Annotated in this window: 12 protein-coding genes; 8 read left to right on the top strand and 4 right to left on the bottom strand. The window is 39.7% G+C overall.

What is annotated here, in order from left to right; translation table 11 throughout:
• Nucleotides 1-170 precede the first annotated feature (170 nt).
• Nucleotides 171-1409 (top strand): asparagine synthetase B, encoded by a 1239-nt coding sequence (locus BST86_RS01310; protein ID WP_105981679.1) that lies wholly within the window; start codon nucleotides 171-173, stop codon nucleotides 1407-1409.
• On the opposite strand, the gene BST86_RS01315 is transcribed toward BST86_RS01310, so the two are convergent.
• Complete coding sequence (locus BST86_RS01315; RefSeq protein WP_105981680.1) at nucleotides 1406-2806, bottom strand: exonuclease domain-containing protein; 1401 nt, start codon at nucleotides 2804-2806, stop codon at nucleotides 1406-1408. The two genes, BST86_RS01310 and BST86_RS01315, sit on opposite strands and share 4 nt — an antisense overlap.
• A 154-nt stretch (nucleotides 2807-2960) precedes the next feature.
• Between BST86_RS01315 and BST86_RS01320 the strand changes: the two genes are divergently transcribed.
• From BST86_RS01320 to BST86_RS01330, 3 genes are all read left to right on the top strand, one after another.
• The gene (locus BST86_RS01320) at nucleotides 2961-3434 is read left to right on the top strand and encodes a ferritin-like domain-containing protein (protein WP_105981681.1); all 474 of its coding nucleotides are present in this window, start codon (nucleotides 2961-2963) and stop codon (nucleotides 3432-3434) included.
• 341 nt (nucleotides 3435-3775) lie between these two features.
• Complete coding sequence (locus BST86_RS01325; RefSeq protein ID WP_172443288.1) at nucleotides 3776-5521, top strand: sensor histidine kinase; 1746 nt, start codon at nucleotides 3776-3778, stop codon at nucleotides 5519-5521.
• A 2-nt stretch (nucleotides 5522-5523) separates the two neighbouring features.
• The gene (locus tag BST86_RS01330; protein ID WP_105981683.1) at nucleotides 5524-6201 is read left to right on the top strand and encodes a response regulator; all 678 of its coding nucleotides are present in this window, start codon (nucleotides 5524-5526) and stop codon (nucleotides 6199-6201) included.
• Nucleotides 6202-6326: 125 nt separating this feature from the next.
• Here BST86_RS01330 and BST86_RS01335 read toward each other — a convergent pair whose 3' ends face one another.
• Nucleotides 6327-7166, bottom strand: a complete 840-nt coding sequence (locus BST86_RS01335; protein ID WP_105981684.1) for a bacteriorhodopsin — start codon at nucleotides 7164-7166, stop codon at nucleotides 6327-6329.
• A gap of 387 nt (nucleotides 7167-7553) precedes the next feature.
• Between BST86_RS01335 and BST86_RS01340 the strand changes: the two genes are divergently transcribed.
• Entirely contained in the window at nucleotides 7554-7961 is a 408-nt protein-coding gene (locus tag BST86_RS01340) for a BLUF domain-containing protein (protein ID WP_105981685.1), read from the top strand.
• 44 nt (nucleotides 7962-8005) lie between these two features.
• Here the strand turns inward: BST86_RS01340 and BST86_RS01345 are convergent, their stop codons facing one another.
• A complete protein-coding gene (locus tag BST86_RS01345; RefSeq protein WP_105981686.1) occupies nucleotides 8006-9271 on the bottom strand; it encodes a glucose-1-phosphate adenylyltransferase in 1266 nt (421 codons plus the stop codon).
• 4 nt (nucleotides 9272-9275) lie between these two features.
• Nucleotides 9276-10481, bottom strand: coding sequence for a glycogen synthase (gene glgA / locus BST86_RS01350; protein WP_105981687.1), 1206 nt, complete (start codon nucleotides 10479-10481; stop codon nucleotides 9276-9278).
• Between the two features lie 295 nt (nucleotides 10482-10776).
• Here glgA and BST86_RS01355 point away from each other — a divergent pair, with 295 nt between their 5' ends.
• The 3 genes from BST86_RS01355 to BST86_RS01365 are packed head-to-tail and all read left to right on the top strand — an operon-like array spanning nucleotide 10777 to nucleotide 13662.
• Nucleotides 10777-11595 carry a bacteriorhodopsin gene (locus BST86_RS01355; RefSeq protein ID WP_105981688.1) on the top strand — a complete coding sequence of 273 codons (819 nt, stop codon included), beginning with the start codon at nucleotides 10777-10779 and terminating at the stop codon, nucleotides 11593-11595.
• A gap of 43 nt (nucleotides 11596-11638) precedes the next feature.
• Complete coding sequence (locus BST86_RS01360; RefSeq protein ID WP_262497930.1) at nucleotides 11639-12748, top strand: DUF2254 domain-containing protein; 1110 nt, start codon at nucleotides 11639-11641, stop codon at nucleotides 12746-12748.
• A gap of 11 nt (nucleotides 12749-12759) precedes the next feature.
• Nucleotides 12760-13662 (top strand): Brp/Blh family beta-carotene 15,15'-dioxygenase, encoded by a 903-nt coding sequence (locus BST86_RS01365; protein WP_146126684.1) that lies wholly within the window; start codon nucleotides 12760-12762, stop codon nucleotides 13660-13662.
• The last annotated feature ends 9 nt before the right edge of the window (nucleotides 13663-13671 follow it).

The following is a 13671-nucleotide window of genomic DNA, read 5'->3' on the forward strand; positions in this document are numbered from 1 at the left end:
TCGGCAGGAAAATTGCACTTTAGCTTTTGATATGTACTTTGTGCTGGATATGGAATTCGCTTTCGCGAAAGCGAACTCTTCTTCAACCTTAGTCTCTAACTAAATACATTTGTGGATCTTCAAAACAACTTGCAGTGAGAAATAAATCCTTACGTTCCGTGTTCTGTTTGATGGCATTTTTATTGGCGCTATCCAACGTTAGCGCGCAATACTTGCTGATTCCTATGGATGCCGAAACACAAACGGACCATCTAAAAGCTTACGGAATTTCCTACTGGCTGCTCGCCAAAGGGACTAAAGTAAAGTGGTTACTCAATTACCGTGGCGGCTCTTTTCTCATCCCAGAAACGGAAGAATTCAAAAAGGAACTGATCATTCGTGGCGTTTCTTATGAACCCATGAGCGATGGTGAGGTTACCTCTATGCTGGAGCTTATCGCCAGCCCATCACAAAACATGCAGGAAGTGTTGCTTGAAAAAGCTCCTAAAATTGCCGTGTACACGCCTACGGGAAAAGCGCCTTGGGACGATGCGGTGACTATGGTTCTCACTTATGCAGAGATTCCTTATGAAAAAATCTACGACAAAGAAGTGCTAGCCGATGAGCTGCTCTTGTACGACTGGTTGCACCTTCACCATGAGGATTTTACTGGTCAATATGGAAAATTTTATCGCAATTACAGGACAGCACCTTGGTACATCGAGGAAAAACAAGACGCTGAAAAGCTAGCTGCAGAATTAGGCTATTCCAAAGTGAGCGAGGAAAAGCGTGATGTGGCTCTCAAAATTAGGGACTATGTGATAGGCGGCGGTTTTATGTTTGCCATGTGTAGCGCTACTGATAGTTTTGACATTGCCCTTGCCGCAGAAGGCGTCGATATAGCAGAGACTATGTTTGATGGTGACCCATCTGATGCTAATTATCAAAGTAAGATTGATTACACCAAAACTTTTGCGTTCACTGATTTTGAATTAGAGCGTTCGCCCATGGTTTATGAGTTTAGCAGCATTGATATGACGAGTAAACGCAGGATTGAAAAAGAGCGCGATTACTTTTCTTTGATGGATTTTAGCGCAAAATGGGATCCTATTCCTACCATGTTGAATCAAAACCATACTAGTCTGGTCAAAGGATTTATGGGTCAAACGACCAGTTATGATAGGGATGAGGTCAAGAAAAATGTATTGGTGCTAGGAGAAAACAAGACCAATAAAGAGGCACGATACATTCATGGCATTAGGGGAAAAGGTTTTTTCACGTTCTATGGCGGCCACGATCCAGAAGATTACCAGCATAGGGTAGGTGACCCAAAAACAGAATTGAGTTTGCATCCCAATTCACCTGGTTACCGATTGATTCTCAACAATGTCTTATTTCCAGCAGCTCGTAAAAAGAAGCAGAAGACTTAAGCCGTCATTTGATCCAGCACAACCACATTACGCATTTCGTTTTTTCTTAAATACGTATTGATAATTTGATGGGTGTGATAATTGGGCGTTTTACGTTTAATGTAGGACTCGCACTCATCAATAGTAGAAACTGGAATATCATGATCCACAAATCCATAACCTTGATAGCGTCCGTCTTTAATTAACACCACACAATTTTCTTCGGGATGGCGTCCTTTTTCTTTGATGATAAAAGTTGGCTTGTCATTTTGCAAGGCGTCAATGGCTTTTAGGACTTTTTCATTATAATAATCCACTTCTTCCTCATGGGTACAGATGCCTTCACAATTGCGTAATTTATAATGTGTACAGCGACCGGTCGTGAGTTGCAGCGAGCAATAACGCGGGCAAAGATGAAACTCCTCACACATCCATTCTAATTTTTCTACCGCTTGAGCACGATTGTAGAAAGTAATGACAGAATAGTCAAAGGATTTTGAAACCGCAACGGCTAATTGGATCACACCTCGCTGATTTTTGTATGAGATAATTTGATAAGTGTTGCGTGGTTTTTTCTGTGCGCTATTGAATTTAGGGTAATGATGGCGTATCAAATCTGCTTCTCGCAAAAGGGCCACGGCCTCATTTCCTGTTTCTTCAAAATCAATGTGATGCATTTCTTGTCCCATGAGATAGGATTTGCTCTTCTTGGTATAGAAATGCGATAGCACGCGTTTTTTGATATTGATGGCCTTGCCTACATAAATGACTTTATGGGATTGATCTTTAAAAAGATAAATACCAGGAGTGGACGGCAGCTGATCAAAATGAGCTTTGGGTACATGTGGTGGCAAGGTGCTTTCCTTGCTCTTTACTTTGAGAAATTCAGTGATAACTTCATGATCATCATCCAGCGACAACAATCGTTGGAACAGGATGACGGTGGCATCTGTATCGCCTTCTGCGCGGTGACGATTGTCTAGCGGGATGCTTAAAGAGTGACACAATCTTCCTAGACTGTAGGATGATTTGTTGGGAAGCAGCTTTCGCGAAAGCCGAACAGTACATAATCTTTTACTGCTAAAATCAACATCCAACCTCCTGAATTCATTGCGTATCACGTTGTAGTCAAACCCAACATTGTGGGCAACAAATATGGCATCTTCAAAAAACCGAAGCACATCAACTGCGATTTCTGAAAACAAAGGCGCATCTGCCACCATGTGATCATCAATACCGGTTAGTTGGGTAATAAATCCAGGAATAGGCTGCTGCGGATTTACCAGGCTCGTGAATTTATCCAGTATTTCACCTTCCTTCATTCTCACGATACAGATTTCAGTGATCCTGTTACCGCCTAAACCTTTTCCAGTAGTCTCTACATCGACTACTGCATACACTTGATTGTTGAAATCCATCCTCCAAAAATAAGATGTATTATGGAAATATTCCTATTTATATATTGGAAATATTCCAATAGGTATAATATTAGTCATATGGTTAAAAACATGTGAATTGACTTTTAATTGTAATTAATTTCTAGAGTTATAATATAACTTTAAAATAAAAACCATGGAAACTACGAGAGAAGCAGCTCACCAAAAAGTACACGATACTACTGTAACGCAGTTGAATCAAATTTTGGAAAAGAGTTATGATGCAGAAAAAGGATATAAGAAAGCTATTGAAGACACTGATTCTACAAGACTAAAAACTTTCTTTCAAGAGCGCGCGGCAATGAGAAGCCAGTTTGCGACAGAGATTCATAACGAATTGCACAGACTTAATGAAGAGCCAACCACTCAAGGATCTGCAGCAGGAGCTGTACACAGAGCTTGGATGGATATTAAAAGCGCTTTCACTTCAGAGAATGAAGAAGCTATTCTGGAAGAATGTATAAGAGGTGAAAAAGCTAGTGTAAATGATTACAAAGAAGCTTTGGAAAAAAATGATTTATTGGCCGAAGTAAAACCAATCTTGGAGAAACAATTAGGAATGATTGAAAGTACCTTGAATACGGTCAAAAAATTAGAAGACATCAAGTAAAATAAACTTGACATAAAAAGTAAAATCCAGCTGTTTGAACAGCTGGATTTTTTATTTGTAATTGCACCCTTAAAAAGGTCCCTATGTACAATTACTACCCTAAATTCTTATGAATTTTTTATCTAAGATTTTATTCTTTTCAATACCTAAAGATAAGAGAAGTAAGGACAAGCCAGTGAGAAATGTTCTGAACGCCTAGGTTTTTGTTCTGAATGGTAATTGCGTTAAGTTTATATGATAAATTAAATAGTATCATTGTACCTCTCACACTTCCTATGTTTTGTTGTAACCGTGGAAATTTATCTTCAAAACCTAAAGCAGACCGCTATACATCTGCATTGTTGGCGCTTGTAGTAGTTCTGATTTTATCGGTAGCCACAAGTGTTGCTCAGGAAGCACCAGCGAGACACTTGGAAGACTTTCCATTTGAAGAAATAGATGCTCGCATCCAGAGCAAGATATTATCCTTTGAAAGAGCAGAATCCTTATTGGCCATCAATGAATTGCTTCAGTCAGATTTTACTCAGGAGCAGCTCAACATTCTCAAGGTTTATAAATTACAAGCACTTGTGGAGTCAGAGCTGTATGATGAGGCGCTGCTACTTTCTGAAGAATTGCTAAAGCCTCTAGATGTGGATCCAGAATTGGAGGTAAAAGTATTGCTGGAAAGAACTTTGCTCCATGAGCTGCTTGGCAATATGCCAGAAAGCAAAAAAGACCTTAATCGTATTGAACGTCTTTTTGAACAAGAACAGTTATCAAAAGGCGATTTATACGGTAGGTATTTGTACCGACTTAGTTCTTGGTACCGTGTGAATGACAGGCGTCAAGAATCTATAGAGTGGGCAGATAAGGCCGTTAAGTTCGGGTTACAAAATGGATTTTTAAATGTTGGTGCAACTGGTTATTTACTTTTAGGTTTGAATGCCGAGCCCGATGATTTTGAGGCTAAAAGAACATTCTTCAAAAATGGATTACGGTTATGGAAACATGCGAGCAATGAGCCAGGTAAGGTCAACATGTACAATCTTTTGTCACGAACCCATTATGAAGAAGGCCAGCATGAACTGGCTATGATTTATAATGACTCTTCACTGCAGATCATCGATCGAGAGAAAGCAAAAAAAGACCGCCCAAGAATCTATAAACATAGATCTAAAGTGGCCGAAGCCATGAATCAGCTGGACACAGCGCTTTATTACCACAAGCTGTATGCCCAAGAAGCATTATCGGCTCTGCAAAGAGCCCGTAATATCAAAGTAAAGGAGATTGAATTTGAGCTGAAACGGGAAAAAGCGATTCTAGAAAACATAAAACTGGAAACACAGCTCGCCGAAGCATCGCGTAAGGAAAACTATTTTGTCGTCTTACTTGGTTTAGGTGCATTTTTCCTGCTATGCCTTGGGCTGCTCATTATTACACTGGCCTCACGCAATAAAAAGATCAGAGATCAGAATACAGAAATTAAAGAAACCAATCACGAACTAACCGCTAACATTGCCGAAAAAGAGTTTCTGCTTAAAGAAGTCAATCACCGTGTAAAAAATAACCTAGCCTTTATTCAAAGTTTGATTGCCTTTCAATTGGATCAATCCAGCCAAAAGGAAACCACTGTTAATCTAGAGAGTCTTAATAATCGCATACATGCCATAGCAGTTCTTCATGATCAATTTGTAAGTGCCAATAGTGGTACTGGTAAGAAGGAAATACCCATTGCATCTTACATTGAGACCATTGCTAGTGCACAGGTTATGACACATCATGGAAAAGTCGACCTGATAAGAAAAATCGAGGACATCAAGGTCAATCTGGAAACGGCCGTTCCGCTTGGGATTTTGATCAATGAATTGATTACAAACTCCATCAAGCATTCTGACCCCATCGGTTCAAAACTAGTGATAGAAATCGTATTGAAGGAAATGGGAAATGAGCTTAGATTAGATTATAGGGATAATGGTAAAGCCTTTGAACTAAATCCAGAAAAGGAAACCTTAGGACTTTATATTATCAAAACTATGGTTTTACAGCTGCGCGGGACCATGAATCGTATCGATTCCAATTACAGCATTAACATTAAAAGACGGTAGGAATGAAGCGTATTTTGATTGTAGAAGATGAACTCATGATTGCCGGTAATCTGGAACGCATTTTATCTAAAGGTGGTTATCAGGTCTCAGCAATCGCTATAGACTATGAGCAGGCAGAACGACAGTTGAAAACACACGTTTTTGATCTGGCCTTATTGGACGTGTCATTATCAGGTAAGAAAAGTGGTGTAGATGTGGCAAAACTCATCAATGAAGAATATGGGATTCCTTTTATGTACATCACTTCATATACAGATCCCAAAACAATTGCAGAGCTTAAATCGACCCAGCCGGCTGGTTATATTTCAAAACCAGTTCAAGCGGCGACGCTTACGACAAACATCGACCTATTGTTCGCGAGACTGGATCACCACAATGATGAAGTGACGGTACAGGTAGGAAACGGTATTCACCAATATCATCTGGATGCCATCTATTACGCACAGGCAGATCATGTCTATACAGAAGTCTTTCACGATCAAGGATCTGACGTGCTGCGCATCTCACTGCAGGCATTTCAGGATCAATTTCCTGACAATGAACTCATCAGGATCAATCGCAGTGTCGCGGTATGTAGACGTGCCGTGGTCAAGGTGGATAAGACAACCGTTTATTTACAGGATACCTGTTTTCGTATCTCACGTACTTTGGTAGATGAGGTCCTAGAACATTTTAGATAACAGGCTTTTTAAAGAGTTCGCTTTCCTGCCTGTCCGACAGGCATGCGCGAAAGCGAAACTATCATCCATAAAAAAAATCCAGCAACTTTAGAGTTGCTGGATTTTTGAGTGACTAACTGTATTATTTAGTTTGTCTTTTCGACGTTTTGGTTCTTTTTGCTCAAAGTCATGGCTAGATTACCTAATAACACACCATAAATAACTTTTGAGGCTACATCTGCAATGGTATATGTAATTTGTCGTCCTACGACTCCAGATTCATTATACAAGAAACCGTCTAGACCACCCAGATAAGGCATCAAATAGGCGCCTGGATATAGGAACCAAGAAATCAGGAATAATACCCAGATGTTGCTCAAGATATTTTGGGCTTTTTGTGGTAATCCAGACTTTCCTTCTTTAATTACTTTATGCATCAACCATAAGATGTGGAAGAAAAATGCGGTAGAGACTGCACCCCAAATAAAGAATAGTGGCAGATCAGAAACTTCATAGAATTGACCTATGTATCCCGTAATAATCATCATGGCTCCAGAGAACCAGAATTGATTACGAACAGAACTTAATTTGGATTTGGTCAGAGTTACAACAAAAAGGATCTGAAACAATAGCATAGGTACATCGATTAACCAGTTAAGGTATCTATAACCATTGTTGAATAAGTCTCCTTCTGGATCTAGGAAATACTTGCCTCGTTCTATGTCAAAAGTAAAGCTGCTGGTCCAGTTACCTGCTTGTGCATATAACAGCAAAAAAGCAGAAACCATCACCACGGCAGATAGAATGTTGGACATTCTGAATTTTTTGTCTACGTTTTTGATGGTTAAAATGAAGTAAAGTAGGCCTGCGAGCATCACAGCATAGCCTAAGGTCAATACGTGAGAAGTCATTTGGTAAGCCATTTCAGAAAAGCCTTCTGTAGCACCTATGTAATTCTCAAAATTAGCGTCTCCTAATTGTTGCATGTGTTAAGTTTTTTAAGTTGAATCTTAAAATTAATAGGTAAGAGCCTATGATGATGCCGTCTTTTAAATTCTTTAAAGTTTATTTATAGATATTACCTAATATTTTAACACCTTGAGACTGTTTGGAACTTTTATTAACAAATCATCAGACCAATGCCTAATATTTAAAATATCTTTGGGTGTTTGTATGAATTGGAAACTTGTACTCCATGCGAACCCAGAGTATGAATTACCTGGATAAAATTTAAAAATAATTTAATGCTTCCACAGCTTGCTGAAAAATCAACTGCTTCTTTGATGAGTATCTCAAATGAAAAACTAGAGGTTTTCAGTTTTATTTATGGTAATAACGTAATTTATTGAATGTTTTGGTGAAAGAAATGACTCATGTATAGTATTGCCTATATCAGCCGCGCCAGCGAGGCGCTTACGGATTATGAGATTCATGAGATGATGCTCTCATCTGAACGAAGGAACAATCTTTTTGGTATTAAAGGCATGTTACTTTTTAAGGATGGTAATTTCCTGCAAGTCCTGGAAGGTACGCAAAAACAGATCCAAGAACTCTATGATAAAATATGCGCAGATTCCAGGCACTCCAATATTTATGAGATATTTCATACTGAATTGAGATCACCCATATTTAAGGAGTATAATTCCAAGTTCAATCTGATTACCTCAAGCTTTGAACTGGCATCATTAAAAATGTTTTTCAAACGCCAAAAACGCTACGGTGCCTTTAATACATCGGCTGAAGAACTGGAGCCTTTTCTAGGTATGAATTGGTTAACCTAGAAAGAATTTTCCTTACGGATCAACCACTTCTTAAATTATCGGTACTACAACGTAAATCCTGAAGGAATCACGGCACCTTTTTTAAGCACAACAATTCCAGATTTAACCACATACATTTCAGTTTCTTGATCTTCAAGATGCGGGCCACCATTGATTCTTACATCGTCGCCTATACGGCAGTTTTTATCTACAATGGCATTCTTAATAAAGCATCGTTCGCCTATTCCCAGTAGGATTGCAATCTTATTACGCTCTATTTCTTCTAGGGATTCGTAATAATCAGAACCCATCATGTAGGTATTGATGACGGTGGTTTCCTTACCTATGCGTGATCGAATTCCTATGACAGATCGCTCGATTTTTGAGGCTGCGATGATACAACCATCTCCTATAACCGTGCGATCCATGGCAGTGCCAGAGATTTTTGAAGTAGGTAGCATCCTAGGTCTTGTATAGATAGGAAAGTTCTTGTCAAACAAGTTGAATGCAGGAATATTATCCGTAAGCTCAAGGTTGGCCTCAAAGAATGAATCCACATTACCTATGTCTGTCCAGTAGCCTTCAAATTGGTAACTCTGTATTTTGAGCTTATCAATATTTTGCGGTATGATCTCTTTACCAAAATCTACTGTTCCTTCTTCTTCCATTAATTTGATGAGAAGGTCCCTATTGAAAATGTAGATTCCCATGCTCGCTAGATAATGACGACCTTCTTTTTGCATGTCTTCACTTACCTCGCTGGACCAATCCTTAAGTAATTCAGTTTTGGGTTTTTCTATAAATGAAGTGATCTGATTTTCTTCATTGGATTTAAGGATTCCAAAACTAGGCGCGTCCTTTACGTTTACCGGTATCGTGGCAAGAGTGATATCTGCCTTACTGTCTTTATGCGCTTGGATCATTTCGCTATAGTCCATCTGGTACAATTGATCACCTGAAAGGATGAGGAAGTAATCGAAATCGTGACGTGTAAAGTGGTGCATGCTTTGTCTCACGGCATCTGCTGTTCCCTGAAACCAGTCAGAGTTCCCTGGAGTCTGTTCTGCGGCGAGTACATCCACAAAGGCACTGCTAAAGAAGCTGAAGTGGAAGGTATTCTTGATGTGCCTATTAAGTGACGCACTATTAAACTGCGTCAGCACATACATTCTTTTGATGTCGCTATTGATACAATTAGAGATAGGAATATCTACAAGGCGGTATTTTCCAGCAATAGGAACCGCTGGTTTTGATCTGGATGCAGTTAATGGATATAATCTTGTTCCCTGGCCGCCGCCCAAAATGATGGAAATTACCTCGTTATTGATCATGTGTCTAAGCTATAAGTGATGAATATAAGTCTGCTGTTTGTTGTGCAATAGCTTTCCAGTCAAAGTGTTCTTCCACACGTTGTCGTCCTGCACTGGCCATTTGTTTTTGCAATTCTGGATCTGCGACCACTTTGTTGATGCCTGCTGCCAAGTCTTGAGCGAACCGATCGGGATCCAAAGGTTCAAATGGTGCTTCTTGCTGTTGCTTTACAGGAATGAGTAGTCCTGTTTTTTCATGTATGACCACTTCTTTAATGCCACCTACAGCGCTGGCCACCACTGGTGTGTGACAAGCCATGGCTTCTATGTTGATAATACCAAAAGGCTCATAAATAGAAGGACAGCAAAACACAGTCGCATGAGAGTAAAACTGAATGATGGACGGTTTGTCCAGCATCTCGTCAATCCAGATCACATTATCACGATCCTTTTTAACGGCGGCGACGGCCTGCTCCATTTCTGCAGCGATTTCCTTAGTGTCTGGTGCGCCTGCACACAGGACTACTTGAGTATCTGGATCAATATATTGTATCGCATTGACCAGATGGATGATTCCTTTTTGTTTAGTGATGCGTCCCACAAAAAGTACAAAAGGCTTATTGGGATCGACACCGTATTTTTCTAAAGCACCGGTACTGCTGGTTTTTTGATATTGCTGTAGGTCGATACCGTTGTAGATGACTTCAATTTTATGCTCGTCAACATCAAAAAACCGTAGGACATCATCCTTGGTTTCTTTGGAGACCGCAATCACGGCATCTGCCATTTCAATGGCCGTCTTTTCTATCCAGGACGAGGCATCATAGCCACGTCCCAATTGGTCTCTTTTCCAAGGTCTCAATGGTTCTAAAGAATGTGTAGTAACGACAAGTGGCGTGCCGTAGGATAATTTGGCCATGATCCCAGCAAAATGGCTGTACCAGGTATGGCAATGCGTCACATCTGCATCTACTGGTTTGATGTTCATGTGCACACCGGTAGAGAGCGTTTGTAGCAGTCCTTTTAATTGTGAGTCCGCTTTCGCGAAAGCGATATCCTCATAATCATAACCTTCTACACTAAGATTCTTTTGCTCAACGTCCTGGTCGCCAAAACACCTTACTTCCAACTGCATGAGTTGGGCAAGTTCTCGAGCAAGATATTCTACATGGACGCCAGCACCGCCATAAACATGCGGCGGAAACTCCCGAGTCAAAAAGAGTACTTTCATGGGTTTTTCATTCTTCCTGTTAAATATAGGATTATTTCTCAAAGGTTCTACAGAGATTGCTATGTGACATCAACTTATGGCGTTTAATCCTTGTCATAACAAGGGTATGTCTGATATCGCTCTATATCATTTTCCATTTAAATTTTGATTTTCTGGATCGTTTTGGATTAGTAGTTTTAGTAACTGATTCACGAATTTGATTTTCCTTAGTTAATGAAAGCATAATTGCGAATTCATTCACATTAGGTTTTTTCCTACTCGTTTACTTTTATCTTTCACAATCTAAACAACTCTTATGAACAATATTGAAAACCTTTTTGACTACACGGTAGGTCAATTTGAATTTATTGACCACCTCTTCACCATGGGTGTAGGTGCACACCTTGCCGCTCTAGTCTTTTTTCTTGTGGTGTCACAATTTGTGGCTCCCAAGTATAGGATAGCAACTGCATTATCTTGTATTGTTATGGTTTCGGCTGGTTTGATTCTTAACAGTCAGGCTGCCATGTGGACAGATTCTTTTGCTTATGTGGATGGATCCTACCAATTACAGGATTTGACATTCTCCAACGGTTATCGCTATGTAAACTGGATGGCCACCATTCCATGTCTTCTTGTGCAATTACTTATTGTATTAAATCTTAAAGGAAAAGAACTTTTCTCTACAGCTACTTATTTGATTCTTGCCGCTTGGGGTATGATCATTACTGGTTATGTAGGACAATTGTATGAGGTAAGTGATCTAAGTGCTTTGATGTACTGGGGTGCTGCGAGTACCGTATTTTTCGTTATCATGAACTTTATTGTTGGTAAAAAGATTGGTGCCCAAAAAGCAAGTATGCTAGGTGGTACCAACTCTACCATCATGAAAGTGTTCTGGTTAATGATGTTTGCATGGACCTTATATCCTATCGCATACCTAGTACCTTACTTTATGAATAGTGCTGATGGTGTCGTATTAAGACAAGTCTTATTTACCGTAGCAGATATTTCCAGTAAGGTAATTTATGGTCTCATGATCACTTACATTGCGGTGAACCAATCTGCAGCAGCTGGTTATGTACCTGCTCAACAAGCACTAGGTCGCATAGGTGTAGATCACAAAGCCGCCTAGTTTGCTTTCTATCTTTAGAAAGATCTATAATAGTATAGCGCTATTGCCCACCGGCATAGCGCTATTTTTTGCTCTAATGGCAATAGGTCAAATCAGTTTTCCATTTAATGATGAGTACTTACCAGATTTTCTAGATGGTATCGTGATTCTTGAAAAGGGTGACCTGCAATTTATTTTTGCTTTTATCATAGGCGGTATTTTCACGCTTACGATTTTTAGTTACACCATGGTGATGAATGTACTCAATCGCAGTATCAGTAATTACTCACCTCGTTTGATACCGCTGATTCTATCAGAAAGGCATCATCAATTGATCTTAGGTTTTACCAGTGGAACCATTATCTATTCCATGATCATGTCTATTGCTGCCAGTGGAGATAACGTTCAGGAATTCCCACCACTAGGAGCTTTTGTAGGCGTCATGATGAGCATTTTATGCGTGTTCCTGTTCATTTACTTTATACACAGTGTATCGCAATCCATACATGTCAATTATATCTTGCGTAAAAGCTATGATCGATCCCTGCGCAATCAAAGGGATTTACGGGACTTGGAACACTTAGGCTATCATAAAGACACACCGCAAAATCTGGAATCATGGGAAGGCGTCAAGGCCAAGGATTGTGGCTATGTGCAATTGCCAGACATTATAGATCTAGCCGACTTTGCCAAGGACAACCAAGCCCATATTTACATTACTAGATTGCCTGGAACCTTTATTTACGACGATGAGGTATTGATCAGAACCTCCAAGGCCTTTGAAGCCAAAAACCACAATTTTGGCCGTCAAGTTTCTGTAGATTCCAGAGTCCCATTGGAACTTAATGAGACAGAGATCAAACACTTAGTAGAAGTTGCGATTAAAGGTAGCTCGCCAGCCATCAATGACCCTGGAACCTCGTTGGGTGCGATTAATTACATTACCCAATTACTGATTAAAAGAGAGCAACTCCAAGGATATAATTGTTATAGTAAAGACAATGAACACTTTGTTTATATCCCATTTCTGGCTAATGAAGTTCTGGCTGCCTTTTGTTTTGAGGAGATGTGGAATTACATGAAGCACGATCCCATACTGGTTAAATCCATTAAAATGGCAATTTCTACCTTAAATGAAGCCGGCGTTTCCATACATCATGGTATATTGAAGTAAAATTAATCCGTTTGACTTATTCCAAAGTTTATAGGTACATCGCAGGAATCTCGTTGCTGTTCTTGTTACTTTTATTTACGACATCACAGCAAACCGTCACACCAGTAGCCCAAGGAGCGGCTTTTATTGCTATGGCTACCTTAGGAATCTTGCACGGCGCTAATGATTTGTTGATTTATAGACGCGCCACGCAGCAGAACGTTTCTGCTCTATTGTTCATCGTTTTCTATGTGCTTTTTGCCTGTGTGATAGGTGTGGTCGTTTACCTGGAACCAGTGCTGGGTATCAATTTGTTTGTCTTGTTATCTGCATTTCATTTTGGAGAAGAGCACTTCTCCTGGTGGAAGGAGCAAAAAAATGTTGCCTTTATCTTCTGGTGTTTCTTTTATGGGTTATCCGTTTTTTCTCTATTGTTTTTGACGCATTTATCTACGTTAGAGCAATTCCTGGAAGCCAGTAATTATGCGCCTGGCGTATTGACTTGGAGTACTTTTTTTATGATTCCCATCGTAGTGGTGCAAGTGGTGTTGGGGCTGGCGCATCTATTTTTAGGAAAGGTAAACTTGTTACAGTTCTTATTTCTGGAATTAAGTTTAGTGCTGTTGTACTTCGTTTTTCAGCAGTTGGATTTGTTCAGTGCTTTTGCTTTTTACTTTGTTTTATGGCATAGCATACCATCCATATTTTCCCAGATCAAGATTTTGGGACTTTCTGGTTGGAAAGGGTTTATAGCCTATAGTAAGCACGCCATGCCTTTTTACCTGACCAGTATATTGGGACTGTTTATCCTTTATTATTTTATAGGAATCGCCTTACTATCTTTGACCACTATCGTTTTGCTAGGAGCGATGACCACCATACCGCATGTGATCCTGTTTGCTTATTTAAAAGTGACCGTCCAGCCAAAGAATTAGAAAATTAAC

Source organism: Nonlabens agnitus, assembly GCF_002994045.1.
Taxonomy (GTDB): Bacteria; Bacteroidota; Bacteroidia; order Flavobacteriales; family Flavobacteriaceae; genus Nonlabens; species Nonlabens agnitus.

What these genes read in the sequence shown, in the direction of transcription:
- BST86_RS01310 (WP_105981679.1), top strand. Translation starts at nt 171, where the DNA reads ATGGCATTTTTATTGGCGCTATCCAACGTTAGCGCGCAATACTTGCTG.
- BST86_RS01315 (WP_105981680.1), bottom strand. Translation starts at nt 2,806, where the DNA reads ATGGATTTCAACAATCAAGTGTATGCAGTAGTCGATGTAGAGACTACT.
- BST86_RS01320 (WP_105981681.1), top strand. Translation starts at nt 2,961, where the DNA reads ATGGAAACTACGAGAGAAGCAGCTCACCAAAAAGTACACGATACTACT.
- BST86_RS01330 (WP_105981683.1), top strand. Translation starts at nt 5,524, where the DNA reads ATGAAGCGTATTTTGATTGTAGAAGATGAACTCATGATTGCCGGTAAT.
- BST86_RS01335 (WP_105981684.1), bottom strand. Translation starts at nt 7,166, where the DNA reads ATGCAACAATTAGGAGACGCTAATTTTGAGAATTACATAGGTGCTACA.
- BST86_RS01340 (WP_105981685.1), top strand. Translation starts at nt 7,554, where the DNA reads ATGTATAGTATTGCCTATATCAGCCGCGCCAGCGAGGCGCTTACGGAT.
- BST86_RS01345 (WP_105981686.1), bottom strand. Translation starts at nt 9,271, where the DNA reads ATGATCAATAACGAGGTAATTTCCATCATTTTGGGCGGCGGCCAGGGA.
- glgA (WP_105981687.1), bottom strand. Translation starts at nt 10,481, where the DNA reads ATGAAAGTACTCTTTTTGACTCGGGAGTTTCCGCCGCATGTTTATGGC.
- BST86_RS01355 (WP_105981688.1), top strand. Translation starts at nt 10,777, where the DNA reads ATGAACAATATTGAAAACCTTTTTGACTACACGGTAGGTCAATTTGAA.